The sequence below is a fragment of the Pseudonocardia nigra genome (assembly GCF_019396355.1).
GTDB lineage: Bacteria > Actinomycetota > Actinomycetes > Mycobacteriales > Pseudonocardiaceae > Pseudonocardia > Pseudonocardia nigra.
In genome coordinates, this window is record NZ_JAHKRK010000097.1 from 1 (window position 1) to 26,373 (window position 26,373).

Consider the following 26,373-nt stretch of genomic DNA (forward strand, 5'->3'; position numbering starts at 1 on the left):
TCGCCGTCGTCCAGTCCTACCTGTCCACCACCGCCAAGTGGGGCCTCGACAGCTTCGACGTCCTCACTCAGCTGTTCACCACCGGGGCATGGCTACCACCAGCCGCCGAACCCTGCTGAATAGCTACCCGCCGGGCCGTCGAGATATCCGCGTAATTCCACCCACTCGGTGCACCCAGGGATGGCCCGTTGCAGTATTTTCCCGAGGAGCTACTCGGGGGTGGTGAGCATGGCCTGGTGGTCGCGGAGCGAGAGCCGACGCGAGACCTCCGGCGCGCGGCGATCGCGGGAGGACGTCCGCGAGCTCGCCGCACGCAACGCCGACGCCGCTTCGCTCTGCGCGGCCGGCCGGGCACCCGAGGCGGTCCCCCTGCTCGAGCAGGCCCTCGCGGGTTGCCGCAGCGCGCTCGGGTCCGACCACCCCGCCACCCTCACGGTGGCGGGCAACCTCGGCGCGGCCGTGATGGCGGCCGGCAGGTGGCGCGAGGGCGTCGACCTGATGACCACCAACCTCGCCGAGCGCACCCGGGTGTTCGGCGACGACGACCCCCGCACCCTCACCGCGGGTGACGCCCTCGCCACCGCATACCGCCTGGCCGGAAAGGTGGACGAGGCGCTCACGCTGTCCGGACGGGTCACCGCGGAGCGGCGCAGGAAGCTCGGCCCCGCCCATCCCGACACGCTCACCTCGCGCATGGGGATGGCGCTCGCGCGGGCCGCGGCGGGCGACGTCGAGTCCGCCCTGACGCTGCTCAAGGCCGCCCTGAACGACGCCGAGCAGGCGCACGGCCCCCGGCATCCGCACACGATCGCGCTGCGGTCGAACGTCGCGGGCTGCCAGGCACTCCTCGGCCGGGCCCACGAGGCCGTCGCCACGTTCGAGCGTGCCGCCGCCGACTCCGCCGCGCTGCGCGGCCGCCCCCACCCCGAGACCGTGGCCCTCTACGAGGACATGGCCAACGCACACTCCCCGGACCGGTTCGCGATCGCCGCCGGCGCCACGGTCTGACTCCGTCCCGCGCGGTCGGCACAATGCGCGGAAATGCGGTGCGGCCCTCCGGCGCACTGCCTCCACCAGCGGAAGAATTCGCAGCGTGGTCGAGCGGAAACACTTTGGAAGAATCAGGCGGAACCGGCCCGCAGAGCCACGAGCAGTTCCTCCTCGAGTGCCGCGAACTCCGGAGAGGTGACCATCCCGACCTCCCGCGGCCGAGGCAGGTCCACGATCACCTTGCGGCGCACGCGGGTGGGCCGCGGCCCGAGCACCATCACCCGATCGGACAGGTACACCGCCTCCCGGATGTCGTGCGTGATCAGCAGGACGGTCCAGTCGAAGCGGGCCCGCACGCCGTCGAGCCACATCTGCATGTCGGTGCGCGTGAGCGAGTCGAGGGCGCCGAACGGCTCGTCGAGCAGCAGCACCGCCCGGTCCTGCACCACGGTGCGCAACAGCGCCGCCCGCTGCCGCATCCCGCCCGACAGCTCCGCCGGACGGGAGCTCTCGAACCCGGCCAGCCCGAACGGCGCGAACAGCGGCCGCGCGCGCTCCCGGGCGGCCCGGCGGGAGAGCCCCGAGACCTCCAGCCCGAGCGTCGTGTTGTCCAGCACCGTCCGCCACGGGAACAGCAGGTCCTGCTGGGGCATGTAGGCGAACGGGTCGGTGCGGCCGGTGGCGTCGCTGCCGTCCACGAACACCCGCCCCGCGTCCGGCCGCTCCAGCCCCGCGACCACGTCGAACAGCGTCGACTTCCCGCACCCGCTCGGGCCCACCACCGACACGAACTCCCCCGGTGCGACGTCGAACGCGACGCCGTCGAGCACCGGCAGCGGGCCGGGGAACGCCTTGTGCAGGTCGTCGACGACGAGCTTGGTCTCAGCCACGTGGGCTCTCCCTCGCGTTCCACGGGATGACGAGTCGTTCCACCAGGTAGGTCAGCAGGAACAGCGACACCGACAGCAGCGCGGTCACCAGCACCGCCGCCAGCACGAGGTCGGTGCGGAACGAGTTCTTCTGCAGGCTCATGAAGATCCCCAGCCCCGCCGTCGCCCCGACGTACTCGGCGAAGATCGCGCCGGTGACGGCGTAGGTGATCCCGATCCGCAGTGCGGTGAAGAACCTCGGGAGCGCCCCGGGCAGGCGCACGTAGCGGAACTGCTGCCAGCGGGAGGCCCCCATGCTGCGCAGGAGGCTGGTGGCCTGCCGGTCGGTGGCGGCGAACCCCTCGATCAGCCCGACGGCGATCGGGAAGAACGTCACCAGCGCGATCACCACCACCTTGGGCAGCAGCCCGAACCCGAACCAGATGATCAGCAGCGGGGCGATCGCGATGATCGGCAGCGTCTGGGACGCCACCAGCAGCGGGGTGAGCGCGCGGCGCAGCCACGGCGAGAAGTCCACCGCGATCGCCAGTGTCCAGCCCAGCACGAGCGACACCGTGAACCCGACGGCCGTGACCTGCACGGTCGGCACGGTGTGCATCCAGATCTGCTCGCGGTACGCCCAGCCCTGCTGCACCACGCGCAGCGGCGAGGGCAGTACCTGCGGCCGGACGTCTGCGGCCGTGACGTACCACTGCCACACCACGAGCCCGACCGCGACGAGGACCAGCGGCGGCAGCACCCGCGACCACACCCGCGAGTCGGGCGATCCGTGCGCGCGAGTCGGCCGATCCGGGCGCGCGAGTCGGCGTCCGGGTGCGCGCGAGTCGGGCGATTCGTGCGTCCGGGTCCGCTGCCCGCTGCCGGTCGTCATGCGCCCGGTCGACATGCTCAGGGCGTCCCCAGGTACTCGTTGGTGAACCAGGTGGAGAAGTCGGGGCGCTGCGCGAGCGGCGCCCCGTCGGGGCCGGTCAGCACCCCGGAGTCGAACACCCACCCCGAGTAGCCCGCCCACTTCTCGAGCGTCTGCGGTCCGACCGCGCCGGACTCGTCGCGCAGGAACTCCGCGCTGAGCATCTCCTGGCTGCGCCGGACGAGCTCGGGCTCGGCGAACGCACCCGGGTTCGCGGCCATCAGCAGCTCCGCGCCGCGGGCGGGGTCGTCGGCGGCGAGCTGGTAGCCGCGCTGCGCGGCCTGCACGAACGCCGCCGCCGCCTCCGGGTTGGCCTCCAGCCAGGGCGTGTTGCCGATGAGCAGGACGTTGTAGGCGTCCGGGAAGCCGTAGTCGGAGTAGGCGAACGTCTTCAGCGGCTGCCCGCGCAGCTGCGCCTCGATCCCCTCCCAGGCCACGAACGGCTCCGTGAAGTCGACCTCGCCCGCGTAGAGCGCCTCGTAGGCCGCGGTGCCGAGCACCACCGTCTCGAACTCTCCGGTGCCACCGGCGGCCTGGATCACCGCCCGCATCTTGGGCACCTCGTAGGCGGAACCGAACCCGCCGTAGGTCATCCCGTCGAGGTCGGCGGGCGAGGTGATGTCGTCCCGGTCGGCCCGGACGGCGATCTCGGTGGCCCAGTGCTGCAGGATCGCCATCACCGAGGTGATGTCGGCACCGGCCGCCTTCGAGAACGTGAACGAGTCCTGGAAGCTGATCCCGAACTCGGCCGCCCCGGACGACACCAGCGTGTCGGGCGAGGTGTTGTTGTACGGCAGGAACTGCACGTCCAGCCCGGCGTCGCGGAAGTACCCCTCCTGCTGCGCCACGTAGAGGCCGGTGTGGTTGGTGTTGGGGGTCCAGTCCAGCGCGATGCGGATGGTCTGCCGGCCGCCCTCCGCGGCCCCGCCGCTCGAGCAGCCGGCCAGCAGCACGGCCACGACGGCGAGCAGCGCCATGACGATCCGGGTTCTGCGTACGTCGATCACGACGTTCCTCCCTACGCCGGTACTAACCGGGTCAGGTGCGAACGGTCGACGGCCGGTCCTGCCGCCCTCTCAGCCTCGGAACGTGGGCTCCCGCGGGTCGCCGACGACCATACGCGGCCGCTCCCGCCGACGCAGCGGGGTGTGGCACGCATCCCGCTGCCGGTCGCCCGACGCTTGACCGCACAACGGGATCGGAAGCACGATCGGAAGATCTCGACCTCGAGGAGGAGGCGCCGATGGCGGCGGTGGAGACGGTGCGCGGTCCGGTCCCGGTCGACGACCTGGGCGTGACGTTGATGCACGAGCACGTGTTCGTGCTGACGCCCGACGTGATGCAGAACTACGGCGACCAGTGGTGGGACGAGGAGGAGCGGGTCGCCGACGCGATCGCCAAGCTGCGGGCGCTCACCGAGCTCGGGGTCGACACGATCGTCGACCCCACCGTCGTCGGGCTGGGGCGCTACCTGCCGCGGGTGCAGCGGATCAACGCCGAGGTCGACATCCACATCGTCGCGGCCACCGGGCTCTACACGTTCGACGAGATCCCGCACTTCTTCCACTACCGGGGCCCCGGATCGGATTTCGGCGGCCCGGAGCTGATGGTCGACATGTTCGTCCGCGACATCCGCGAGGGCATCGCCGGCACCGGGGTGAAGGCCGCGTTCCTCAAGTGCGTGGTGGAGGAGAAGGGGCTCACCCCCGACCAGACCCGCGTCCAGCTGGCCGTGTGCGCGGCGCACCGCGAGACGGGCGTGCCGATCACGGTGCACACCAACGCCGCCCACCAGACGGGGCGCCTGGCGCTCGAGCTCTACGCGAAGGAGGGCGTCGACCTCACCAAGGTGGTGATCGGGCACGCCGGCGACACCAACGACCTCGACTACCTGAAATGGATCATGGACCAGGGCGCGACGATCGGCTGCGACCGCTTCGGCCTGGACCTGTACAACCCCACCGCCGACCGCGTCACGACGATCGCGGCACTGCGCGAACAGGGCTACGCGGACCGGATCGTGCTCTCCCAGGACGCCGCCTGCTACATGGACTACTTCTCCGGGAAGGACTGGCAGGCCACGCTCGCGCAGGCCGCCCCGAACTGGCACTACGAGCACATCAGCCGCGACGTCCTCCCGGCGCTGCGCGAGCACGGCGTGACCGAGGGGCAGATCACGACGATGCTCGTGGACAACCCGCGTCGGTACTTCACCCCCGCCGGGAGCTGAGCGGCATGGCGATCCAACCCCGGCCGCGCGGCGCGGCCCCGTTCGACTCCTCGGGGACCGCACGTGACGGGATCGGCGTGGCCCACTACACCGACCTGGCGCCCTCGCTGGTGGCGATGCTCCGCGCGACCGTCGATCGGCACCCGGACGTCGAGGCGGTCGTCGAGGTCGGCGGCGAGCGGCTGACCTACCGGCAGCTCTGGGACCGCGCCGCGCGGGTGGCGGGCGGCCTCGCCGCGGCGGGCGTCACCCGCGGGGACCGGGTGGCGAACCTGCTGCCGGCGGGTGTGGGCTGGGTGCTCGGCTTCCTCGGCACGCAGCTCGCCGGAGCGGTCGCGGTGCCGGTGAACACCCGCTTCGCCGCGCCGGAGATCGAGTACGTCCTCGCCGACTCCGGCGCGTCGGTCGTGCTGCGCCCCGGCGAGCCGCTGCCCGACGGCGACCCGCGCGCCGACGACATCCCGACCCACGCCGACCTCGCCGCGATCTTCTACACCAGCGGGACGACGGGGTTCCCGAAGGGCGCGATGACGACGCAGGAGAACTTCCTGTCCAATGTCGAGACCGCGATCCGGGTGACGGGGATCGATCGCACGGCGGGGCCGGAGCAGCGCAACCTCGTCTCCGTGCCGCTGTTCCACGTCACCGGGTGCAACAGCCAGCTGCTCGTGCAGCTCGCCATCGGCGGCACCACCATGATCCTGCCCGAGTTCCAGGTGCAGGCGTTCCTGCGCACGGTCGTCGAGGAGCGGGTGAACGCGCTCACCAGCGTGCCCGCGATCTACGCGCTCGCCATGGTGCAGCCGAACTTCGCCGAGTTCGACGTCACCGCGGTGACGAAGCTGTCCTACGGCGGCGCGCCGATCGCCCCGTCGCTCGTGCAGCGGATCCAGGAGCGGTTCCCGAACGCGCGCGTCGGCAACGGGTTCGGCCTGACCGAGACCTCCTCGATCGCGACCTACCTCCCCCACGAGTGGGCGGCCGGGCACGCCGACTCCGTGGGGTTCGCCGCGCCAGTGGTGGATCTGGCGCTCGCCGACCCGGACGCGGCCGGGGTGGGCGAGCTGCTCGTCCGCGGGCCCAACGTGGTGGCCGGCTACTGGAACAAGCCGGACGCCACCCGTGAGACGTTCGTCGACGGCTGGCTGCACAGCGGCGATCTGGCCCGGATCGACGACGAGGGCCTCGTGTACGTCGTCGACCGCGCGAAGGACATGATCAACCGGGGCGGCGAGAACGTGTACTCCGTGGAGGTGGAGAACGCGCTGGCCGGCGCCCCCGGCGTGGCGGACGCCGCGGTGGTCGGCGTGCCGGACGAGGTGATGGGCGAGAAGGTCGGCGCCGTCGTCGTCCCCGGTGCGGGGTTCGACCCCGAGCGCGTACTCGCGCACCTGCGGGAGCGGCTCGCGGACTTCAAGGTCCCGCAGTTCCTCGTCACCCGTGCCGAGCCGCTGCCGCGCAACCCCGGCGGCAAGATCCTCAAGCGGCAGCTGCGGGAGAACACCGACTGGGGCCCGCCGCTGCACGGCCGGTGAGCGGTCCGCCGAGCAGGGACTCCACCGGTCGCACACACCTCCGGTACCCCGCACACACGGCCGGACGTATGTGCGGAGGCCGCGAGGTGTGTGCCGCGTAGGCGGTCCCAGCGCGGGGCCGGTCAGCCCTTCTACTTGTCGAGGGCCATCGCGCTGCCGCCGCCGCGCCGCTCCGGCTCCGCGACGTACGCGACGCGCCCGTCGTCGAGGAACTCCAGCGCGGCGACCGCCCCGATCTCCGGCTGCGGACCGAAGGTGCTCGGCGCGGGGACGAAGCTGTGCCCGTACCCCTCGAGGGCGGTGCGCAGCTCGCTGTCGAGGAAGGCGGGCTCGGCGATCGTGTCCTCGGTGTTGCGCTGCGACATCCGCGGGGCCGCCACCGCCTCGGGCAGCGACAGGCCCAGGTCCAGCCGGTTCACCAGCACCTGCAGCACCGTGGTGATGATCGTGGAGCCACCGGGCGAGCCCAGGGCCAGCAGCGGCTCCCCGTCGGCCAGCACGATGGTGGGCGCCATGCTGCTGCGCGGGCGCTTGCCGCCGGCCGGGGCGTTGGCCGGCAGCGGCTCGCCGGGCGGCGGCGGGGTGAAGTCGAAGTCGGTGAGCTCGTTGTTGAGCAGGAACCCGCGGCCGGGCACGGTGATCCCGCTGCCGCCGGTCTGCTCGATCGTGAGCGTGTAGGACACGACGTCGCCCCAGCGGTCGGCCGCGACGAGGTGGGTGGTGGACGGCCCCTCGTGATCGGCTCCGCCGCTCGGCGCGGTCGCGCACACGTCGTCCGCCGCCGGGTCGCCCGCGGGCACCGGGGAGACGGCCGCCTTGTCCGGGTCGATCAGGCACGCCCGCTGTGCGGCGAACTCGTCCGACAGCAGCGCCTCGAGCGGGACGTCGACGAAGTCCGGGTCGCCGAGGTAGCGGTTGCGGTCGGCGTAGGCGAAGCGGGACGCCTCCAGGTAGAGGTGCAGCGCCTGCACCGGGTCCTTCGCCGAGAGCTCGAACTGCTCGAGGATGTTGAGCGCCTCGCCCACCGTGCTGCCGCCGGACGAGGGCGGGCCCATCCCGTAGACGTCGACGCCGCGGTAGTCGACGTGCGTCGGCTCGCGCTCCACCACCTCGTAGGCGGCGAGGTCGTCGGTGGTCATCAGCCCGGGGGCCACCGGGATCGTGGCGGCCGGGTCGACCGGCGGGTCGGCCGCGGTGGCCGCGATCTCGCCCGCGAGCTCCCCCTCGTAGAGCCAGTCGACGCCCTGGTGGCCCAGCTCGGCGTAGGTGTCGGCGAGGTCGGGGTTGGTGAACACCGAGCCGACCTCGGGCAGGGCCCCGTCGGGCAGGAACAGGTCGGCGGTGGCGGGGAACGCGCGGAACCGCTCCTCGTTGATCTGCGTCTGGCCGCGGAACTCCTCGTCGACGGCGAAGCCCTCCCGCGCCAGCTGCTCGGCGGGCGCGAGCGCCTCCCCCAGGTCGAGCGTGCCCCACCGCTCCAGTGCGGCCGTCCAGGTGGCGGGGGTGCCGGGCACACCGACCGACAGCCCGGACGTGACGGCCCGGTCGAACTCCAGTGCCTCCCCGGTGGCCGGGTCGACGAAGGAGTCGGGCTCCATCGCCGCGGGCGCGGTCTCCCGGCCGTCGAGGGTGCTCACCTCGCCGGTCTCCGCGTCGTAGTGGACGAAGAATCCGCCGCCCCCGATGCCCGCCGAGTAGGGCTCGGTCACCCCGAGTGCGGCGGCGGCCGCGACGGCCGCGTCGGCCGCGGTTCCCCCGGCGGCCAGAACCTCGAGCCCGATCCGCGTGGCGTCGGCGTCGACGGTGGCCACCCCGCCGCCGGAACCGACGGCGATCGGGTCGCCCGAGCTCCCGTCAGCGGAGGCCACGGAGGTGCTCAGCAGACCGGCGAGGACCGGGGTGACGGCGAGGACCGCGAGACCTCGCATGGCTCGTGAGGTGCCCATGACCGCATTCCTACCCTCCCGATGGCCGTACCGGGACCGCCATGTGGCGGTTGCGCGGCACCCGAGCGAACCGTGGTGGCAGCACCCCCTGCGGCTGCGTAGTTCCACCGGTGTGCCCGGTGCGCCGCGGCGGACATACTCCGATCCCCCGATAACGAGGAGTTCGTCGTGCCCGTCCGCCGCGTCCTGATCGTCCTGACCGTACTGCTGGGCCTGTTGGCCGCGAGCGCCTGCACCACCCGCACCAGCCGGTGCTCGGGCAGCGCCTGCACCGTCGACCTGAGCGGCGAGCAGACGGTCGAGGTGGAGATCGGGACGTTCGAGCGCGATCTGCGGGTGGCCCCGATCGAGGCCGACGCGGTGACGGTGTCGGCCCGCGGCGACAGCGCCCTGCTCACCGTCGGCGGGACGGCGACGGTCGGTGGGCTCGCGGTGACGCTGCGCTCCGTCGCCGGCCAGGACGTCGGCCTCGAGGTCCGCCGCAGCTGACCGGTCAGACCGCCCCGAGCACCGGCTCGAACGCCAGCTCGGCCGCGCCGACGAGCTTCGCGTCCCGGCCGAGCGGGCTGATCTCGATCCGGGTGCCTCCCACGGCCCGGCTCACCAGGCTCCGTTCGTGCACCAGCGCGCGCACGTGCTCGACGACGGCGGGCGGGAGTGCGGTGAACAGGTCGCCGAGCACCACCAGCTCCGGGGCCATCATGTTCACCACGGTGACGAGCCCGGTGGCCAGCCACTCGGCGAACTCGTCGAGCGGACCGGGCAGCGGCGCGGTGGCGAGCGAGCGCAGCTCGGCCACCACCACCCCGCGCGTGGTGTCCTCGGGCAGGCCGAGCGCCCGGCACAGCGCGGCCTCCCCCACCTCGGTCTCCCAGCAGCCGCGGGACCCGCAGTAGCAGGGCCGCCCACCCGGGCGGACCACCAGGTGGCCGAGCTCCCCGACGTACCCGCGGGTGCCCCGCAGCGGCCGGCCCGCCGAGATCACCCCGCCGCCTACGCCGCGGTCCGCGGAGATGTAGACCAGGTCGTCGACGCCGCCCGCGTCGCCGCGGACGTGCTCGGCGATCGCGCCCAGCTCCGCGTCGTTGGCCACCTGCACCGGGATCCGGAGCACCGACGCCAGCCGCGTGCCGAGGGCGACGTCGCACCAGCCGAGGTTGGGCGCCTCGTGCACCCGTCCGTCATCGCGGTGCACGACCCCGGGCACCGACACCCCGGCCCCCTGCGCGGTGAGCGCGAGCTCGTCGGCGAGCAGCTGGGCCGACTCCGCCACATGCGTGATCACCTCGCCCGGGGTACGGGTGCGGTGGTGGAGGTTCCAGCTGTGCCTGCCCAGCACCTGCCCCCCGAGTCCCACCATCGCCATCGCCACCTGCTCGACCCGCACGTCGATGGCCAGCACCACGGCGGCCTCCGGCTCCGGCAGCACCATCAGCGACGGCCGGCCCGCCCCGTTGCGCTGGGCGGGCACGGCCTCGGTGACGACGCCGGCCTCGGCCAGCCCGTCCACCACCGCCTTGATCGTGCTGCGGTTGAGGCCGAGCTCCGTGGCCAGGGTGGCCCGGGTGCACGGGCCCTCGATGTGCAACCGGCGCAGCAGCGCCGCCCGGTTGTGGCGGCGCGCCTCGTCCGGGCGGGCACCCGCCGTGGCCGCGCCCGCCTGGCCGCCCCGCGCGCCGCCAGGGCGCAGGGTCCCCACCGGACGTGCGCCTCCGGCGGGAGGTGCCTCCACCCCGCCGTCGACTCCCCAGCCGCGGCTCACCTCGCAGGCACGGCCGATCGGCGCCGGGACAGCACGTCGACCCCGGCCGCGAGCAGCAGCACCAGGCCGTTGACGAGGAACACCACCGACGCGGGCTGGCCGAGCAGGCCGAGCCCGTTGTTCACGGTGGCGAGCACAGCGCCGCCGATCACGGCGTTGCTCACCCGACCACGGCCGCCGAACAGGGACGTACCACCGATGACCGCCGCACCGACGGCGAACAGCAGGGTGTTGCCACCACCCGAGCCGGGCGACACCGATCCGACCTTGGACGAGTAGACGATCGCCCCGATCGCGGCCAGCGCCGAGGCGATGACGAACACCGTCGCGCGGATGCGGACCACGTCGATGCCGGCCCGCCGCGCCGCCTCGCGGTTGCCGCCGACCGCGTAGACGTGGCGCCCGAAGCGGGTGCGGTCGAGAACGTAGGTACCGATGACGAGCAGCACCAGCACGATCGGCACCACGTAGGGCACCCCGGCGATCGGCGTGGTGCCGGGTGACCGGTCGAGGGTGAGCAGGAAGGTGGCCACGGCCCCCAGCAGTACCACGGCCCCGATCTTGATGAGGACGAGCCCCGTCGGCTGGGCCACCAGCCCGAGCCTGCGCCGCGAGACCTGGCGGTTGAGCAGCACAGCGGCGTACCCGCCCGCGGCGACGACGAACAGCACCCAGCTCCCCGCCGTCGACAGGTTCCCGTTCGCCACCGCCACGAGGACCGGATCGCGCAGGCCCAGCGTGCCGCCGTCGCCGATGAGCTGCAGGATCACGCCCTGCCACGCGATGAACAGCGCCAGCGTCACGACGAAGGACGGCATCCCGAGCTTCGCGACGAGGAAGCCGGTGAGGCAGCCGATGACCACGCCTGCGCAGACGGCGAGCAGCATCTCCAGCCACGGGTTCGGCGGGAACCCGACGACCATCAGCACCAGCGCGAGTGCGGCGAACGCCGCGCCCGCCCAGATCCGCAGCAGCAGTGCGAGCACGATCGCGACCACGACCACGAGCAGGAACAGCACGAACACCGTTGTGCCCATGCTGCCGAGCAGGTTGCCGCCGCTGACCAGGTGGAGCGCCATCAGCGACGCGGCGAGCCCGGACGCCGTGCCCGCCGCGAGGTCGATCTCGCCGGTGAGCAACACGAACACCAGGCCCATGGCGATGATCGTCTGACCCGCGCCCTGCTGCAGCAGGTTGGCGAGGTTCAGCAGGCTGGGGAACGTGCCGCCCGAGTCGAGCACCGTGAACAGCACGAACAGCGCCGCGAGCCCGAGCAGGGCGGGCAGCGCTCCCAGATCACCGTTGCGCAGGTTGCCGAGGTAGCCGCGCACGGCCTCGCGGGTGGTCTTCGCCGTCGTGTCGATGCCGAAGTCGGCCGAGCGCGTGGACGCGGGCGCGGCCCGCTCCGCCGCGGTCGTGGTGCCGGTGGCCGGCTCGGAGGTGCTCGTCTTCTCCATGGCGGGTCCTTCTCGCGAGGCCATCAGATCGCCACGCTCTCGGGTCGCTGAAGGCCCAGGTCACCGGAACGGCCCGCGGTGATCAGCTCCACGACCTCGCCGTGCGAGACGTCCTTGGTGGGAACCTCGGCGACCATGCGCCCGAGGTACAGGGTGGCGATGCGGTCCGACACCTCGAACACGTCGGCCATGTTGTGGCTGATGAGCACGACACCGAGGCCCTGCTCGGCGAGCCTGCGCACCAGATCGAGGACCTGGCGGGTCTGCGCGACCCCCAGCGCGGCGGTCGGCTCGTCGAGGAGCACGACCTTGGAGTCCCACAACACCGCCTTGGCGATCGCGACCGTCTGGCGCTGCCCGCCCGAGAGCGCGGCCACCGGCATGCGCACCGACGTCACCGTGCGCACCGACAGCGACGCGAGCGTGCGCCGGGCGGCCTGCTCCATGTCGGCCTCGTCGAGCAGCCACGACTTCCCGCGCTCCCGGCCGAGGAACATGTTCTGGACGATGTCGAGGTTGTCGGCCAGCGCGAGGTCCTGGTAGACGACCTCGATACCCAGCCGCGATGCGTCGGTCGGGGTGTGGACCGACACCGGCTTCCCCTCGAACCGCACCTCGCCGCTGTCGATCGAGTGGATGCCGGCCACGCACTTGACCAGCGTCGACTTGCCGGCGCCGTTGTCGCCGACGAGCGCGGTGACCTCGCCGGCCCGTACGTCGAAGTCGACGCCGTGCAGCACCTGCACGGCGCCGAAGCTCTTGTTCACCCCGCGCAGCTGCAGGATCGGATCACTCATGCGATGCACCTCCGGTGCCTGTGAGTGGATACGAGTGCCAGAGAACTCGTATTCACTCACGAGGAGTCTCAGCTGGTGGCGATGCCCAGTTCCTGGCACGCGGCGGAGGTCTCCGCCACGCAGACCTCGGAGGCCGGGACGGCACCGTCGTCGATCACCTTCTTGACGTTGTCCCGCGTGATCAGCTCCGGCTCGAGCAGTACCGACTTGACCGTCCGGTTGCCCTCCGGGTCCTCCACCGTGTCGGTGGCGATGGCGTCGGCGGCGGCGGTGTCACCGTTCGCGAGGGCGGCCGCCAGCTTGGCGGTGGCCTCGGCCTCCTGCTTGATCGGCTTGTACACGGTCATGTACTGGTCGCCGCGCAGGATCGCCTGCAGACCGGCGGCCGTGGCGTCCTGGCCGGTCACCGGCACCTGCCCGTTGAGGCCGTACTTCGTAAGCACCGTGATGATCGCGCCGGCGAGGCCGTCGTTCGCGGCGACGACGCCGTCGACGCGGCCGCCGTTCCCGGTGAGGATCTGCTCGAACGTGGTACCGCCAACCTGGTTGTCCCAGTCGTCGATCTTCTGGCTCTGCACGAGCGTGTACTCGCCGGACTCGTACTTCGGCCCGAGCACGCGCTGCTGGCCGTTGTAGAACAAGGTGGCGTTGTTATCGGTCGGGGCGCCCTCGATCTCGATGATCTGCGGGTTCGCCGTGCCCTCCAACGCCTGCACCAGGCCCTGGCCCTGCAGCTCGCCGACCTTCTCGTTGTCGAAGGAGACGTAGTAGTCGCTGGAGCCGTTGAGGTTGAGCCGGTCGTAGTCGATCGTCGGGATGCCCTGCGCCTTGGCCTGCGCGGCGACCGCGGCCCCCGACTCACTGCTGATCGAGGCGATGACCAGCACCTTGACCCCGCTGGCGATCATGCTGTCGGCCAGGGTGGCGAACTTCTGCTCGTCGCCCAGCGCGTTCTGGATGTCGGCGTCGAGACCCTCGGCCTGCATCGCCTGCTGCAGCAGCGGCTTGTCGAAACCCTCCCAGCGAGCCGAGCTCTCGGTCTCGGGAAGGATCACGCCGACCTTGATCGCGCCGGCCGGCGCGGCGCTCTCCGCGGGCGGCGCCGACGGGGCGGCGGCGTTCTGTCCGCAGGCGGCGAGGGTCAGGGCCAGACCCAGCCCCGCAGCCGCGAGCGCCGTTCTCCTGATGCGCATGGTCGTCCTTCCACAGCGTCGGGGGTTCCCGCGAGGCGGGTAAATGTTGCGACCGACAACGTATGTCGCGATGTCCGGTGGTGCCAAGCACACTTAATCGTTAAAGACGCCGCGTTTCGGTCACGGTTTCATCACGGCACCCCGCTTTTGTTGTCGCGGGACCGCTTCCGGGCGCCCTGCGGGCGGTTGTGGCGACGGAGGCTCCGCGGTCGCCGGCTCGCCAACTCTCGTGCCCGGAGGGAGCGCGGCGGCCACCGCGAGGAGATTCACCCACCCGTCGCGGCGCCACCCGTCCAGTTACATCTCGGCTACGAATAGTCGCCGACGTCGGCGTCACCCTCAGTGACGGATCTCACGTTCGGCCCACTGACTCCGCCACGTCGCCGTCCTTCGAGCGCAGGGCCACCGCGGCGATGACGGCGGCGATCCCGACGGCCTCCAGGAGGCCCGGCACCTGGGCGAGCGCGATCAACCCGACCACCGTGGCCGTGGCAGGGAGCAGCGCCAGCAGCACCGCGAACCGGGCCTGGCCGACCCGGCGGAGCACGATCTGGTCGAGCACGTAGGGCACCACGCTCGACAGCACGCCGACCCCGACGGCCAGCAGCAGCACGAGCGGATCCGCGAGCGCACCCACGCCGTCCGGGCCGCCCACGAGCAGCAGCGGGCACAGCGCGACGGCGGCCACGACGAACCCGACGGCCATGTCGTCGAGCCCGTTCCCACCGCTCGCCACCCGCTTCCCGAGCACGATGTACGCCGCCCACATCGCCGCGGCCGCGAGCGCCCACAACACCCCCGACGGGCTGCCTGACCAGCGGACATCGGCGATGAGCAGCACCCCGGTGGCGGCGAGCAGGACCGCCGCGACGTCCCGCGGCCGCCGCGACGCCACGGCCGCGACGGCCACCGGTCCGCAGAACTCCACGGCCACCGCGGTGCCCAGCGGAAGCCGCGCGATCGCCTCGTAGAAGGCGATGTTCATCAGCGCCGTCGCGAGCCCGAAGGCGACCGCCCGCACGAGCCGGGAACCGCGCCATGCCGCGCGTCCCGGCCGCCGCCAGGCGAGCAGCACGACCGCCGCGCCGAGCAGCCGCAGCACCGCGACGGCCGTGGGCGACAGGCGGTCGAACAGCCCCACCGCGAGCGCCGCCCCGACATACATCGAGAGGCCCCCGACGACGAACAGGGCGGGCGCTGGCACCCGGCTGCGCACACTCAGCGTCACGGATGCCCAGCGTAGTCGCCGCGACACCGGTGTTTACACACCGCACCTTGCGGTGACACCGAACTCGCAAGCATCATTCACGCGCAGTCAACTGAATCTGCAGGAGTCACCGGCGGAGAACCCGCGGTGACCGCACCGGCGGCCCTCGGGCCGAACGTGACGGTCGTCGCGACGCGCCCCGGGAACACGTGCAGGGGTGCAGTACGTCTGGGAGAGTGGGCGCACCGCGCGAGCGGTCGTCACAGCAAGCGATCCCGGGGGAACCCGGGGTCGAGACGGAGGGAGACCGCTATGCAGCCAGGAACCCTGACCCGGCCCGAGTTGACCGCCGCTGACCGCTGTGACCGGTGCGGAGCGGCCGCGAAGGTCCGGGCCGTGTTGCCGTCGGGCGGCGAGCTGCTGTTCTGCGGTCACCACGCGCGGGCCCACGCCGAGAAGCTCCGCGAAATGGAGATCGACGTGCAGTCGGGCAGTTGACCGCGGCCGGCGACGAGCCGGCCGATCGAGCCCATGACGGGGCGGGGACCGACGGGTCCCCGCCCCGTCGTCGTACCGGCCACGCGCCCCATTCCGACGCATGCGCCCCGTGTCCGCCCGTGCGCCCCGTCGACGGGGGGCACCGGCCGACACGGGGCGCACCGGCCAGCACAGGGCATGTGGCGCCGGGCGTTAGCGCCAGGAGCGGAGGGTGGCGATGCGCTCCTCCAGCTGCTCCATGCTCGCCATCGCCGTGGGCGGGCCGCCGCAGTGCTTGCGCAGCTCGTTGTGGATCACGCCGTGCGGCTTGTTGGTGCGGTGGTTGTACAGCGCGACCAGCGTGTTGAGCTCCTTGCGGAGCTTGTGCAGCTGCTCGCGCACCGACAGCTGCGGGCGCTCGACGGGCGGCTGGGGCGCCACCGGCGGGGCGGCGGCCGCGGCCTTCTTCTGGGAGCGGGTCATCCACTCCTTCTGCCGCTGGCTGAGCAACGTGCGCACCTGGTCGGGCTCGAGCAGCCCGGGCAGCCCGAGGTAGTCCTCCTCGTCGGCCGAGAACGAGGTGCCCTCGTAGATCAGCTGGTCCAGCTCGGCCTGCGCCCCGATCGCGGTGAACGACTTCTCGTCCTCCCCCGGCTCGTCCTCCTGGCGCTGCGCCTGGGCGAGCAGCTCGTCGTCCCACTTCTCGTCGGCGCGGTGCGGCTTGCCGAGGACGTGGTCGCGCTGGGCCTCGAGCTCGCTCGCGAGCCCGAGCAGCACCGGGACGCTCGGCACGAACACCGACGCCGTCTCCCCCGGCCGCCGCGACCGCACGAACCGGCCCACGGCCTGGGCGAAGAACAGCGGGGTGGACGCGCTGGTGGCGTACACCCCGACGGCGAGGCGCGGCACGTCGACGCCCTCGGACACCATCCGGACGGCCACCATCCAGCGGTCGTCGGACTCCGCGAACTTCTCGATCCGCGCCGACGCGCCCGGCTCGTCGGACAGCACGACGACGGGCGCGGTGCCCGTCACGTCGGCGAGGATGGCCGCGTAGGCGCGCGCGGTCGTCTGGTCGGTGGCGATCACGAGCCCGCCCGCGTCGGGCATCCCGCCCGCCCGGTGCCCGCTCAGCCGCTTGTCGGCGGCGGCGAGCACGGCCGGGATCCACTCGCCGCCGGGGTCGAGGGCAGTGCGCCAGGCCCGCGCCGTCTGCTCCGCGGTCATCGGCTCGCCGAGTCGCGCGCTGATCTCCTCACCCGCGCTCGTGCGCCAGCTCGACATCCCGGAGTAGGCGAGGAACACCACCGGCCGGACGACGCCGTCGGCGAGCGCCTCTGCGTAGCCGTAGGAGTGGTTGGCGCGGCTGCGTAGCGCACCGTCGCCGTCGGGCAGGTAGTCGACGAACGGGATCGGGTTGTCGTCGCTGCGGAACGGGGTGCCGGTGAGCGTGAGCCGCCGTGTGGCGGGCTCGAACGCCTCGCGCACCCCGTCCCCCCACGACCGCGCGTCCCCCGCGTGGTGCACCTCGTCGAGGATCACGAGGGTGCGCCTGTTCTCGGTGCGCGCCCGGTGCAGCAGCGGGTGCGCCGCGACGCCGGCGTAGGTGACCGCGATCCCGGTGTAGTCCGACGACGTGGCGCCGGTCGAGTTGCGGAACTCGGGGTCGATCGCGATCCCGACGGACGCCGCGGACGCCGACCACTGGTACTTGAGGTGCTCGGTGGGCGTGACGACCGTGATCCGGTCGATCACCCGGTCGGCGAGCAGCTCCGCCGCGACCCGCAGGGCGAACGCGGTCTTGCCCGCGCCGGGCGTGGCGACGGCGAGGAAGTCCCGGGGCGCCCCGGCCAGGTAGCGCGCCAGCGCGCTGCGCTGCCAGGCCCGCAGGGGGCGTGAGGAGGGAGCGATCTGCTGGGCCTGGGACACACATCTCCCTGACGTCTCGACTGCTACCCGTTGCGCCCGGCACGGGCACCCGCAACGCCGCGGGGCCCCATGGCGGTCACCGCGCCAGGGCGTCGATCAGACTACGGGGCGCCCGCGGCCGGGGTGCCGTGACCCGCCGCGGTGACCGTCACCCCACCCCGATGGTCCATCCTGTGCAGGCGATGAGTGCCGAGGTGATCCCGGGCAGCGGATCGACGCGGGCCCGTCGGGTCCCCTCCCGCCCCGCCGGGCCGATCCCCGAGTTGCCCCCGCACGACGGTGCCGCCCATGCTGCGACGGCCGGGTCCGCGGTCAGGGAGGAAGCTGGATGACGACCAACGGCGCCGAGGCGCGCGCGGCGGATGGTGCGATCATGCTCGACGCGCTGCTGCCCGTGGGCACGCCCGGCCCGCTGCACCGGCTCCTGCCCGCCGGGCCCGCGCTGCGGATGGGCCTGGCGCTCGCCGGCAGGCCGTTCACCGTGGCCCGCCGCGGCGCGGGCCTGGCCGCCGAGCTCGCCCGGATCGGCCTGGGATACGTGCCGCTCGACCCCGATGCGCCGCAGCACCCGCTCGTGCGCAGGTTCACCCAGGCCGGCGGGGCGGCCGGCGCGACGGTCGAGCGCCTGGTCGACGACGCGGGGCTCGACCCGGCCGACCGCGACCGGGTCCGGCTCGCGCTGGCGGGCCTCACCGACGTCCTCGTCCCCACCCGGCCGTCCCGGCCCGCCCCGGCCCGGATCGCGGTGGGCGAGGACGTGGCCGCCGCCGCGGGCGCCGTCGTCCTCCGCACGCCCGTCTTCGAGCTGCTGCACTACCTGCCCCGGACCGAGGCCGTGCACGACGTGCCGCTGCTGGTGGTCCCGCCGCTGCTGCACCGCCACTACCTCGTCGACCTCACCCCGGGGCGCAGCCTCGTGGATCACCTCGTCCACGGCGGTCAGCAGGTGCTGGCGCTGTCCTGGCGCAACCCCGGCCCGGAGCACGCCGGGTGGGACCTCGACACCTACGCCCGCGCGGTGCTGGACGCGCTCGCCGCGTGCGAGCGGATCACCCGCACCCCGCGCACGTCGCTGATGGGGCTCGGAGCGGGCGGCGTGCTCGTCGCCGTGGTGGCGGCGCACCTGGCCGCCACCGGCGCTCAGGACCGGCTGGCGACGCTGACGTTCGCCGCCACGGTGCTCGACCACGTCGGCGTCCCCGTCGACAGGCAGGCCGCGCGCCGGGCCGTCGCGGAGTCGGGGCGCACCGGGCTGCTGGACGGCCGACGGCTCGTCGCGGACGGACCGCCGGCCGCAGGTGCCGACCCCGTCCGGCACTGGGCCGCCGACGCGATGCGGATGCCGGCCGGCCTGCACCGCGACCTCGTCGACGTCGCGCTGGGCAACGCGCTCGCGACGCCCGGGGGGTGCAGCGCCCTCGGGACGCCGCTCGACCTGTCGAAGGTCGACCGGGACGTCTACGTGGTGACGGGCGCGGGCGACCCGCGGCTGCCCTGGGACGCCGCCTACCGCAGCGCGCGGCTGTTCGGCGGCGCGGCCGCCCGGTTCGTGCTCTCCCCCCGCGGGCCGGTCGCGGCGCTGCTCACCCCGCCGGCGGACCCGGACGGGGTGTTCCAGGCCGGGGCCGCCACGGCCACGGCGCCGGAACGCTGGGGCACGACGGCGGACGCCCGCCCGGGGTCGTGGTGGCCCGACCACCTGGGCTGGCTCGCGGAACGCAGCGGACCGCTGCGCGACGCCCCGCCCGAGCTCGGCGGGCGGGGCATGCCGGCCGTCGCCCCGGCCCCGGGCGACCACGTGACCGGAGCCTGACCTCAGGGGACGTCGGCGGGTTCGGCGATGGCCAGCCGGTAGGACGAGTGCCGGGTGGTGCGCATGGTGACGAGGTCGACCAGCCGCACCCCCGCGTCGGCGAACGTGCGGCGGAACTCGTCCTCGTAGGTGACCCGGCCGAAGTCGATGGTCGTGACGTGCTGGGCGAGCGGCTTGACGCGCTCGAGCAGCCGCGACCGCCGGTGGTGGAAGGTCTGCGTGCTGAACACCCGCCCGGAGGGGGTGAGCTGCCGGGCCACGTGCGCGATCGCCGCGACGGGGTCGGGGAGCAGCATGAGGCTCGCGCTGAAGTAGACGGCGTCGTACGGGCCGTCGCGGTGGTCATAGACCGACGCGAGGAGCGGCGAGACCTGCTCCGACAGCCCGGCGCGGGCCATCTCGGTGCGGCAGCGGTCGAGGTAGTCGGCGTCGATGTCGAGGCCGACGACCTGCAGCCGCTTCGCGCGGACGAGGTCGGCGCAGCGTGCGAGTGCCGCGCCCGTGCCGATGCCCACGTCGAGCATCCGGGCGCCGTCGGGCAGCCTGCTCAGCACCTCGCGGTACCACTGGGCCGTCATGCCCGCGATCAGTCTGTTGTAGACCCACCCACGCACGGCGCGGACGGCGGATGTGCGCAACGCGACCGTCCGCTCAGTCGTCGTCGCCACCGGGGCGCAGCGATTCGTAGATCTTCTTGCAGTCGGGGCAGACCGGGGAGCCGGGCTTGGGCGAGCGGGTGACGGGGAACGTCTCGCCGCAGAGTGCCACCACCATGTTCCCGAGGACCGCGCTCTCCGCGATCTTGTTCTTCTTGACGTAGTGGAACATCTTGGGCTCGTCGTTGCCCGTCGTGTCGGTGCCCTCTGGGCGGGTGTCGACGTCGGGCAGCACCTGCGTGGCCATGTCGTCCATGATGCCGCACGTGTCCGTTCCCGTCTCGCCGCCCGCTCCGCTCGTCCTGTCCGACGAGGTCGCCGCCGCGCTCGCCGACGGCCGCGCCGTCGTCGCGCTGGAGAGCACGATCCTCGCCCACGGTCTGCCGGCCCCGCAGAACCGCGCGGCCGCCGACGACCTCGAGGCGGCCGTGCGCGCCCACGGCGCCGTCCCCGCCACGGTGGCGGTGCTCGACGGCGTGCCGCGGGTCGGGCTCACCGCGGCCGAGCTCGACCGGGTGTGCGACGGCGACCTGGTGAAGTTGTCGGTCCGCGACCTCGGCGTGGCCGTCGGGCTGGGCCGCGACGGGGCGACGACGGTGGCGGCCACCGCCGCGCTCGCGCACGCGGCCGGGGTGGCGCTGTTCGCCACCGGTGGGCTGGGCGGGGTGCACCGGGGGGCCCGGGAGACGTGGGACGTCTCCGCCGACCTCGCCGCGCTCGCCGGGACCGGTGTGTTCGTGGTGTGCTCCGGGGTGAAGTCGATCCTGGACGTGCCCGCCACCCTGGAGGTGCTCGAGACCGAGTCGGTGCCGGTGCTCGGCTACGGCACCGACGCGTTCCCCGGCTTCTACCGGCGCGACTCCGGGCACCCGGTGCCCTGGCGCATCGACTCGCCCGCGGAGGCCGCGGCCGTCTGGCGTGCGCACCGGGCGCTCGGCAATGCGGCGGGAGCGGTGCTGGCGCAACCCGTGCCCGAGGCCGACGAGCTGGACGCCGGCCTGCACGACCGCCTCCTCGCCGAGGGGATGGCGCTGCTGGCGGAGCGCGGCATCGTGGGCAAGGACGTCACGCCCGCGCTGCTGGAGCACTTCCACAGCAGCAGCGGCGGCGCGAGCCTGCGCACCAACCTCGCGCTCGTGCGGGCGAACGCGGAGCTCGCCGCGCAGGTCGCGGTGGCACTCGCTGCATGAGGCGCCCCCGGGTGGTGGTCGTCGGCGACCTGGCCGTCGACGTGCTCGTCGCGCCGCGTGAACCCGCCGTGCGCGACGCGGACGTCCCGGCGCGGATCCGCACGCGTGCCGGCGGAGCGGGTGCGAACACCGCGGCGTGGCTGGCGCACCTCGGCGCGGACGTCACCCTGGTGGCCCGCGTGGGCGACGACCCGGCGGGCCGCGCGGCGGCCGCCGAGCTGGACGCCTGCGGGGTGCGGCCCGCGCTGGCCGTCGACCCGCGGGAGCCCACCTGCACCGTCGTGGTCCTGCTCGACGACGGCGAGCGGACGATGCTCTCCGACCGGGGCGCGGCGGGTTACCTCTCCCCCGCCGACCTGCCCGCGCTCGACGGCGCCGACCACCTGCACCTGTCGGGCTACGTGCTGCTCGACCCCTCGTCCGGCCCGGCCGGGCTCGCCGCGCTGGACCGCGCCCGCGCGGCCGGGCTGACCACGTCGGTGGACCCGCAGGCGGCGCCCGCCCTCACACCGGCGTTCCGCGACCACGTGCGCGGGGTGGACCTGCTGCTCCCCAACGCCGACGAGCTCGCCGCGATGGGCGGATCCGCGGCCGCCCTGCTCGACACGGTGGGCGCGGTCGCGGTGACCGACGGCCCGCGCGGGGCGCGGTGGGTGGACGCATCCGGGACCTGGACCGCGGCGGCGCCGCGCGTCGACACGGTGGACCCCACTGGAGCGGGCGACGCGTTCGACGCGGGCGTGCTGGCGGCGTGGCTGCGGGGCGCCGAACCGGAGGAGGCGCTGCGGGCCGGGTGCGCGGCGGGGGCCGCGGCGGTGGCGACCGTCGGAGCGCGCCCCGCGCCGGCGTCCCGCTGAGCGGGCGTGGCGGCACGTCACACACCGCGTGGCGTCGGCACACAGCGCCGAACGTGTGTGCCGACCCCTCAGGGTGTGTGCGGTGGGGCTCAGCCCTCGATCACCGGGTGCTCGCGGCGTTCGATCTGGCGCCTGTCGCCCTGGTAGCGGTTGACGTCCTCGGTCTTCTTCGGCAGCCGGTCGTTGGCGATCAGCACCGCCATCCACGGCAGCGGAATGGACAGCACGAGCAGCGTCACCGCGAGCCAGGGGATCTGGTAGAAGACGGCGGCGAGGACCATGCACGGGATCCGCAACCCCATCATGATCTTGTATCGGCGCTTGCGGGCCGCGAGCTCCTCGTCGTAGGAACGGGCGGCGTCCGTGATCAGAACGGGGTCGGCCGCACGCTGCGGGTCCGTCACGGGAACTCCTACCTGGCGCCCGGAGGCGCCTCACACCGGCGGTGGCACGGGCCAGTGACCACGAGCGCGAGTCACCCGTCCGCCTTCCGCGCACCATGGTGCCACTCGTGCCGCGTGCGCGCCTGTCGCCCCGGCGATCCCTCAGGCCGGCTCGGGCCGGTGCGCCGCTGCGCCGGCGTGCGCGTGCAGGACGACCTCGCCCACCACGCCTTCGGAGACGACGTCGAGCAGCCGGGTGGTGAGCTCGCCCGCCACCCGGTAGCGCACCAGCCGGCCCTGCCGGTGCGCGGTGACCATCCCGTGCGCCCGCAGCAGGCGCAGCGCGTGCGACACCGCGCTGTCGCTCATCCGCACGGCGAACGCGAGGTCGGACACGCACAGGTCCCCGGCGTGGTGCAGGGCGAGCAGGATGCTGAGCCGGTTGACGTCGCCGAGCGCGTCCAGGACGGCCGCGGACTGCTGCAGCCGGTCGCCGTGGGCGAGCACGGCGGTGGCGTCGCACACCTGATCGGGATCGATCACGCGCACGTCGCGCCGCGCGGCGGGGACCTGGTGCACACCGCGATCGTATCGCCGCGGCGGAACGGTCCCGCCGTGGCGGCTACCGCCCGGCCGCCGCCTTGGCCGCGGCCTTCTTCGCCTGCTTGTACTGCCGCACCTGCTCCAGCGATGCCGCGTCGATGACGTCGGCCACCGAGCGGTGCGCCCCCTCCTCGCCGTAGCCGCTCGCGGCCTCCCGCCACCCCGGCGGGGTGACGCCGCGCTGCTTGCCCAACAGCGCGGTGAAGATCTGCGCCTTCTGCGTGCCGAACCCGGGCAGGGAGCCGAGCCTGCGGAACAGCTCGCGCCCGTCCGGGACGTCGCGCCAGATCAGGGTGACGTCCCCGTCGTACTGCTCGACGATCGCGGTGGCGAGCGCCTGTACGCGCCCGGCCATGGACCCCGGGTAGCGGTGCACGGCGGGCGGACCCCGGAAGATCTGCACCAGGGCGTCGGGGTCGTAGGAGGCCAGCTCGCGGGCGTCGAGCTCGGACACGCCGAGCCGCTGCGCCAGCAGCGCGGGCCCGGCGAACGCGCGCTCCATCGGGAACTGCTGGTCGAGAAGCATCCCGATCAGCAGCGCGAGCGGGTCACGGTCGAGCAGGGCGTCCGCCTCCGGCTCCTGGGCCAGGCAGAGTGCGCGGGTCATGACCGGATGATCCCACCTCCCGGCCGCGGGAGTCCGGTCCCGGTTCGCACGAATCGCCCGACTCGCGCGCACAGAGAGCCCGACTCGCGCACCGCGAGAACCCGACTCGCCGACCGTGGGGCATGAGCGTGCGCGAGTCGGCGCATGAGCGTGCGCGAGTCGGCGCATGAGGGTGCGCGAGTCGGCCGCTCAGTGCGTCCGGAGCCTCCCGGCGCCACCCGGGGCCGGCCGGTCGGCGAGGATCTGCCGCGTGCTCCCCCACTTCTCCCCCGCCACCGCCGACGCGCTGCGCACCGCCCTGCTCCGGGCGGACTACACCACCGACGGGGTGCGGGCGCTGCTCGGGACGGCGGCGCACGCCGCGCTCGGGCGAGGCGAGGTCGAGCCCGCGTTCCGCGCCGCTCGGGACGGCGGCGAGCTGGGCGTGCTCGTCCGGCTGCTGCTGCTCGGTGGGCACGAGCCGAACGCCGCCGTCACCGCGGCGCTCGCCCCGCTCGCGCCCGCCGACGCCGCCGCGGCCGGGCTGCTGCGCCCCGTCGACGGCGGCTGGGCGGCCGCGCTCGACCTGCGCCCCTACGGCGACGACTCCGACGGCGACAGGGCGGGCGACTGGTGGGTGCTGTCGGACCTGGACGCGCGACGCCAGGAGCGCGACCACGTCACCGGGGTCGGGGCGGCGTCGCTGACGCTGGCCGCGGCCACCGCCCGCCGCCCGGTCGGCTCGCTGCTCGACCTGGGCACCGGCTGCGGGGTGCAGGCGCTGCACGCCACCCGGCACGCGCAGGCGGTCACCGGCACCGACCTCGCGCCACGCGCCCTCTCGATGGCCCGGGCAACGTTCGCGCTCAACGGGCTGGACGTCGAGCTGCTCGAGGGGCCCTGGTTCGAGCCGGTCGCGGGTCGCCGGTTCGGCCAGATCGTGTCCAACCCACCGTTCGTGCCGGGTCCGCCGCGCGTCGACTTCGTCTACCGCGACTCCGGCCAGGGCGGGGACGCCGCGCTCGCGGCGCTGGTCCGGGCGCTCCCGGAGCACCTGGAGCTGGGCGGGGTGGCGCAGCTGCTCGGCTCGTGGCTGCACGTGCAGGGCGAGGACTGGCCCGACCGGGTGCGGTCGTGGCTCCCCGCCGGCGTGGACGCGTGGATCGTGCAGCGCGAGGTGGCCGACCCGGCGCTGCACGTCGGCACCTGGCAGCGCGACGCGGGGCTCGACCTGACGTCTCCGACCGCGCGCGAGCAGGCGGGCGCCTGGCTGGACTGGATGGAGCGCGAGCGCGTCGAGGCCGTCGGGTTCGGCTTCCTCACGTTGCGCCGCACCGACGGCGACCCGACCGTGGTCTTCGAGGACCTGTTGGGTGGCGTGGACGACCCGCTGGGGCCGGAGGTCGCGGGGTGGCTGGACCGCGTCGACTGGCTGCGGGCGCACGCGCGTGACGAGGACCTGCTGGGCGCCCGCCTCGCCGTGGCGCCGTCGGTGGTGCTGGAGCGCTTCGCCGAACCCGGCGAGGAGGGCTGGGCGGCCGTCGGCGCGGCCGTGGCCCGGCTGGACGGCCCGCGCTGGCGCCACGAGGTCGACGACGAGGCCGCCGCGCTGCTCGCCGGCTGCCACGGGGCGCTCGCGCTCGGCGAGCTGGTGGAGCTGCTCGCGTTCGCCCACGACCGGCCCAGCGGAGAGCTCGTCGCGGCGGCGCTGCCCGCCGTGCGCGAGTTCGTGCGGCACGGCGTGCTGGTGCCCGCGCCGTGAGGGCGGTGGTGGCGCGGGTGAGCAGCGCCACGGTGCGGGTGGACGGCGAGGTCGTCGGGCACATCGACGGGCCGGGCCTGCTGGTGCTGCTCGGGGTGCACCGCGACGACACCCCCGATGCCGTGCCGGTGATGGCCCGCAAGCTGCACGAGCTGCGGATCCTGCCGGGCGAGCAGTCCTGCGCCGACGCGGCGGCCCCGCTGCTCGTGGTGAGCCAGTTCACGTTGTACGGCGAGACCCGCAAGGGCAGACGGCCCTCCTGGTCGGCCGCTGCCCGCCCGGAGCACGCCGAGCCCCTGGTGGAGGCCGTGGTGGCGGCGCTGCGGGAGCGCGGCGCGGAGGTGGCCACGGGTGTGTTCGGCGCCATGATGGCCGTGGAGTCGGTGAACGAGGGACCGTTCACGGTGCTGGTGGAGGTCTGAAAACCCCTGGTCAGCGCGGTGTCGCCGCGACGCGCTGAGGGTGTGCTGAGAGTGCACGAGCGCACAGTGCCGTGTCGGGAACGTAATGCGGCGTGCACGCGTTCAACCCCATGAGAACCCCGGCGGCGCCACGAAGCGCCCCGCCCGGGTCGCGCCAGGGGAGGAAAGATGACAGCGCCCACCATGACCGGGCCCACCGCCACGCGTAGGGCCGCCGTCCCGGGCCAGCGTACCGACTCCGACCACGTGGAGGCCACAGCTGTGCAGCGTGCTGTTGTGGAGCGTCCCGAGATGTCCGCCGAGGACCTCGACGCGCAGAGCCCGGCAGCCGACCTCGTCCGGGTCTACCTGAACGGCATCGGCAAGACCGCCCTGCTGACCGCCGCCCAGGAGGTCGAGCTGGCCAGGCGGATCGAGGCGGGCGTGTTCGCCCAGCACGTGCTCGACTCGTCGGCCGCCGAGGGCACGGAGCTCGACCGCCAGTACGCCGCCGACCTGCGGGCCGTCGTCCGCGACGGCAGGCGGGCGCGCAACCACCTGCTCGAGGCCAACCTCCGGCTCGTGGTGTCGCTCGCCAAGCGCTACACCGGCCGCGGGATGCCGCTGCTCGACCTGATCCAGGAGGGCAACCTGGGCCTGATCCGCGCGGTAGAGAAGTTCGACTACACCAAGGGCTTCAAGTTCTCCACCTACGCCACCTGGTGGATCCGCCAGGCGATCACGCGCGGCATGGCCGACCAGGCGCGCACGATCCGGCTGCCCGTCCACCTCGTGGAGC

The 26,373-nt window shown here is 73.7% G+C and carries 26 protein-coding genes and 1 riboswitch; of the genes, 11 read left to right on the forward strand and 15 right to left on the reverse strand.

Translation table 11 applies throughout. The annotated features are described in order from the left end of the window. The first annotated feature begins 228 nt into the window (after positions 1-228). Positions 229-1,008, forward strand: coding sequence for a tetratricopeptide repeat protein (locus KME75_RS22350; RefSeq protein WP_246632600.1), 780 nt, complete (start codon positions 229-231; stop codon positions 1,006-1,008). Positions 1,009-1,121: 113 nt separating this feature from the next. On the opposite strand, the gene KME75_RS22355 is transcribed toward KME75_RS22350, so the two are convergent. The 3 genes from KME75_RS22355 to KME75_RS22365 all read right to left on the reverse strand — a co-directional run bounded on the left by KME75_RS22355 (position 1,122) and on the right by KME75_RS22365 (position 3,797). Then, the gene (locus KME75_RS22355) at positions 1,122-1,880 is read right to left on the reverse strand and encodes an ABC transporter ATP-binding protein (RefSeq protein ID WP_219416832.1); all 759 of its coding nucleotides are present in this window, start codon (positions 1,878-1,880) and stop codon (positions 1,122-1,124) included. Beyond that, a complete protein-coding gene (locus tag KME75_RS22360; RefSeq protein WP_308282987.1) occupies positions 1,873-2,619 on the reverse strand; it encodes an ABC transporter permease in 747 nt (248 codons plus the stop codon). Before KME75_RS22360 ends, KME75_RS22355 begins: the two co-directional genes overlap by 8 nt. Before the next feature lie 149 nt (positions 2,620-2,768). Then, entirely contained in the window at positions 2,769-3,797 is a 1,029-nt protein-coding gene (locus KME75_RS22365; RefSeq protein ID WP_308282988.1) for an ABC transporter substrate-binding protein, read from the reverse strand. Next, positions 3,789-3,901: riboswitch (TPP riboswitch) on the reverse strand. Its footprint overlaps the gene before it by 9 nt. Positions 3,902-4,033: 132 nt before the next feature. On the opposite strand from KME75_RS22365, the gene KME75_RS22370 reads away from it, so the two are divergent. Further along, positions 4,034-5,020: a phosphotriesterase family protein gene (locus KME75_RS22370; RefSeq protein WP_219416834.1), complete on the forward strand. Its 987-nt coding sequence runs from the start codon at positions 4,034-4,036 to the stop codon at positions 5,018-5,020. 5 nt (positions 5,021-5,025) lie between these two features. Beyond that, positions 5,026-6,555: a class I adenylate-forming enzyme family protein gene (locus tag KME75_RS22375; protein ID WP_219416835.1), complete on the forward strand. Its 1,530-nt coding sequence runs from the start codon at positions 5,026-5,028 to the stop codon at positions 6,553-6,555. Between the two features lie 131 nt (positions 6,556-6,686). Here KME75_RS22375 and ggt read toward each other — a convergent pair whose 3' ends face one another. After that, positions 6,687-8,483, reverse strand: a complete 1,797-nt coding sequence (gene ggt / locus KME75_RS22380; protein WP_219416836.1) for a gamma-glutamyltransferase — start codon at positions 8,481-8,483, stop codon at positions 6,687-6,689. A 186-nt stretch (positions 8,484-8,669) separates the two neighbouring features. Here ggt and KME75_RS22385 point away from each other — a divergent pair, with 186 nt between their 5' ends. Beyond that, positions 8,670-8,990: a hypothetical protein gene (locus tag KME75_RS22385; protein ID WP_219416837.1), complete on the forward strand. Its 321-nt coding sequence runs from the start codon at positions 8,670-8,672 to the stop codon at positions 8,988-8,990. 4 nt (positions 8,991-8,994) lie between these two features. Here KME75_RS22385 and KME75_RS22390 read toward each other — a convergent pair whose 3' ends face one another. The 5 genes from KME75_RS22390 to KME75_RS22410 all read right to left on the reverse strand — a co-directional run bounded on the left by KME75_RS22390 (position 8,995) and on the right by KME75_RS22410 (position 14,875). Then, complete coding sequence (locus KME75_RS22390) at positions 8,995-10,200, reverse strand: ROK family protein (RefSeq protein ID WP_372452643.1); 1,206 nt, start codon at positions 10,198-10,200, stop codon at positions 8,995-8,997. 59 nt (positions 10,201-10,259) lie between these two features. After that, positions 10,260-11,720: a sugar ABC transporter permease gene (locus KME75_RS22395; protein WP_219416838.1), complete on the reverse strand. Its 1,461-nt coding sequence runs from the start codon at positions 11,718-11,720 to the stop codon at positions 10,260-10,262. A gap of 23 nt (positions 11,721-11,743) precedes the next feature. After that, positions 11,744-12,517: an ATP-binding cassette domain-containing protein gene (locus KME75_RS22400; RefSeq protein WP_219416839.1), complete on the reverse strand. Its 774-nt coding sequence runs from the start codon at positions 12,515-12,517 to the stop codon at positions 11,744-11,746. Positions 12,518-12,585: 68 nt separating this feature from the next. Then, a complete protein-coding gene (locus KME75_RS22405) occupies positions 12,586-13,710 on the reverse strand; it encodes a sugar ABC transporter substrate-binding protein (RefSeq protein WP_219416840.1) in 1,125 nt (374 codons plus the stop codon). Positions 13,711-14,062: 352 nt separating this feature from the next. Next, a complete protein-coding gene (locus KME75_RS22410) occupies positions 14,063-14,875 on the reverse strand; it encodes an EamA family transporter (RefSeq protein ID WP_219416855.1) in 813 nt (270 codons plus the stop codon). 354 nt (positions 14,876-15,229) lie between these two features. On the opposite strand from KME75_RS22410, the gene KME75_RS22415 reads away from it, so the two are divergent. Beyond that, entirely contained in the window at positions 15,230-15,415 is a 186-nt protein-coding gene (locus KME75_RS22415) for a DUF7455 domain-containing protein (RefSeq protein ID WP_219416841.1), read from the forward strand. 192 nt (positions 15,416-15,607) lie between these two features. Here the strand turns inward: KME75_RS22415 and KME75_RS22420 are convergent, their stop codons facing one another. Then, the gene (locus tag KME75_RS22420) at positions 15,608-17,323 is read right to left on the reverse strand and encodes a DEAD/DEAH box helicase (RefSeq protein WP_219416842.1); all 1,716 of its coding nucleotides are present in this window, start codon (positions 17,321-17,323) and stop codon (positions 15,608-15,610) included. Between the two features lie 328 nt (positions 17,324-17,651). Here KME75_RS22420 and KME75_RS22425 point away from each other — a divergent pair, with 328 nt between their 5' ends. Next, positions 17,652-19,136 carry a polyhydroxyalkanoate synthase family protein gene (locus tag KME75_RS22425; protein WP_219416843.1) on the forward strand — a complete coding sequence of 495 codons (1,485 nt, stop codon included), beginning with the start codon at positions 17,652-17,654 and terminating at the stop codon, positions 19,134-19,136. Between the two features lie 2 nt (positions 19,137-19,138). Here KME75_RS22425 and KME75_RS22430 read toward each other — a convergent pair whose 3' ends face one another. Further along, on the reverse strand, positions 19,139-19,804 hold the full coding sequence (locus KME75_RS22430) for a class I SAM-dependent methyltransferase (RefSeq protein ID WP_219416844.1): 666 nt from the start codon (positions 19,802-19,804) through the stop codon (positions 19,139-19,141). Further along, on the reverse strand, positions 19,788-20,039 hold the full coding sequence (locus KME75_RS22435) for a DUF3039 domain-containing protein (protein WP_219416845.1): 252 nt from the start codon (positions 20,037-20,039) through the stop codon (positions 19,788-19,790). The genes KME75_RS22430 and KME75_RS22435 overlap by 17 nt, the downstream gene beginning before the upstream one ends. Positions 20,040-20,049: 10 nt before the next feature. Here KME75_RS22435 and KME75_RS22440 point away from each other — a divergent pair, with 10 nt between their 5' ends. Together KME75_RS22440 and KME75_RS22445 are read left to right on the forward strand one after the other, a co-directional pair. After that, positions 20,050-20,982, forward strand: coding sequence for a pseudouridine-5'-phosphate glycosidase (locus KME75_RS22440; RefSeq protein WP_246632605.1), 933 nt, complete (start codon positions 20,050-20,052; stop codon positions 20,980-20,982). Beyond that, a complete protein-coding gene (locus KME75_RS22445) occupies positions 20,979-21,839 on the forward strand; it encodes a carbohydrate kinase family protein (RefSeq protein ID WP_219416847.1) in 861 nt (286 codons plus the stop codon). Before KME75_RS22440 ends, KME75_RS22445 begins: the two co-directional genes overlap by 4 nt. Positions 21,840-21,928: 89 nt before the next feature. Here the strand turns inward: KME75_RS22445 and KME75_RS22450 are convergent, their stop codons facing one another. The 3 genes from KME75_RS22450 to KME75_RS22460 all read right to left on the reverse strand — a co-directional run bounded on the left by KME75_RS22450 (position 21,929) and on the right by KME75_RS22460 (position 23,432). After that, positions 21,929-22,243: a DUF3099 domain-containing protein gene (locus KME75_RS22450; protein WP_219416848.1), complete on the reverse strand. Its 315-nt coding sequence runs from the start codon at positions 22,241-22,243 to the stop codon at positions 21,929-21,931. Positions 22,244-22,384: 141 nt separating this feature from the next. Then, positions 22,385-22,801, reverse strand: coding sequence for an ArsR/SmtB family transcription factor (locus tag KME75_RS22455; protein WP_219416849.1), 417 nt, complete (start codon positions 22,799-22,801; stop codon positions 22,385-22,387). Between the two features lie 43 nt (positions 22,802-22,844). Then, positions 22,845-23,432: an HhH-GPD-type base excision DNA repair protein gene (locus tag KME75_RS22460; RefSeq protein WP_219416850.1), complete on the reverse strand. Its 588-nt coding sequence runs from the start codon at positions 23,430-23,432 to the stop codon at positions 22,845-22,847. Between the two features lie 250 nt (positions 23,433-23,682). Here KME75_RS22460 and KME75_RS22465 point away from each other — a divergent pair, with 250 nt between their 5' ends. The 3 genes from KME75_RS22465 to KME75_RS22475 form a co-directional block, all read left to right on the forward strand. Further along, positions 23,683-25,173, forward strand: a complete 1,491-nt coding sequence (locus KME75_RS22465; protein ID WP_372452644.1) for a DUF7782 domain-containing protein — start codon at positions 23,683-23,685, stop codon at positions 25,171-25,173. Further along, positions 25,170-25,595 (forward strand): D-aminoacyl-tRNA deacylase, encoded by a 426-nt coding sequence (gene dtd / locus KME75_RS22470; RefSeq protein ID WP_219416852.1) that lies wholly within the window; start codon positions 25,170-25,172, stop codon positions 25,593-25,595. Before KME75_RS22465 ends, dtd begins: the two co-directional genes overlap by 4 nt. Before the next feature lie 291 nt (positions 25,596-25,886). After that, the coding region (locus KME75_RS22475) for a sigma-70 family RNA polymerase sigma factor (protein ID WP_219416856.1) at positions 25,887-26,373 on the forward strand (487 nt) is incomplete at its 3' end.

What these genes read in the sequence shown, in the direction of transcription:
- KME75_RS22370 (WP_219416834.1), top strand. Translation starts at nt 4,034, where the DNA reads ATGGCGGCGGTGGAGACGGTGCGCGGTCCGGTCCCGGTCGACGACCTG.
- KME75_RS22400 (WP_219416839.1), bottom strand. Translation starts at nt 12,517, where the DNA reads ATGAGTGATCCGATCCTGCAGCTGCGCGGGGTGAACAAGAGCTTCGGC.
- KME75_RS22440 (WP_246632605.1), top strand. Translation starts at nt 20,050, where the DNA reads ATGCCGCACGTGTCCGTTCCCGTCTCGCCGCCCGCTCCGCTCGTCCTG.
- KME75_RS22425 (WP_219416843.1), top strand. Translation starts at nt 17,652, where the DNA reads ATGACGACCAACGGCGCCGAGGCGCGCGCGGCGGATGGTGCGATCATG.
- KME75_RS22415 (WP_219416841.1), top strand. Translation starts at nt 15,230, where the DNA reads ATGCAGCCAGGAACCCTGACCCGGCCCGAGTTGACCGCCGCTGACCGC.
- KME75_RS22435 (WP_219416845.1), bottom strand. Translation starts at nt 20,039, where the DNA reads ATGGCCACGCAGGTGCTGCCCGACGTCGACACCCGCCCAGAGGGCACC.
- KME75_RS22375 (WP_219416835.1), top strand. Translation starts at nt 5,026, where the DNA reads ATGGCGATCCAACCCCGGCCGCGCGGCGCGGCCCCGTTCGACTCCTCG.
- ggt (WP_219416836.1), bottom strand. Translation starts at nt 8,483, where the DNA reads ATGCGAGGTCTCGCGGTCCTCGCCGTCACCCCGGTCCTCGCCGGTCTG.
- KME75_RS22410 (WP_219416855.1), bottom strand. Translation starts at nt 14,875, where the DNA reads ATGTATGTCGGGGCGGCGCTCGCGGTGGGGCTGTTCGACCGCCTGTCG.
- KME75_RS22395 (WP_219416838.1), bottom strand. Translation starts at nt 11,720, where the DNA reads ATGGAGAAGACGAGCACCTCCGAGCCGGCCACCGGCACCACGACCGCG.
- KME75_RS22460 (WP_219416850.1), bottom strand. Translation starts at nt 23,432, where the DNA reads ATGACCCGCGCACTCTGCCTGGCCCAGGAGCCGGAGGCGGACGCCCTG.
- KME75_RS22445 (WP_219416847.1), top strand. Translation starts at nt 20,979, where the DNA reads ATGAGGCGCCCCCGGGTGGTGGTCGTCGGCGACCTGGCCGTCGACGTG.
- KME75_RS22350 (WP_246632600.1), top strand. Translation starts at nt 229, where the DNA reads ATGGCCTGGTGGTCGCGGAGCGAGAGCCGACGCGAGACCTCCGGCGCG.
- KME75_RS22405 (WP_219416840.1), bottom strand. Translation starts at nt 13,710, where the DNA reads ATGCGCATCAGGAGAACGGCGCTCGCGGCTGCGGGGCTGGGTCTGGCC.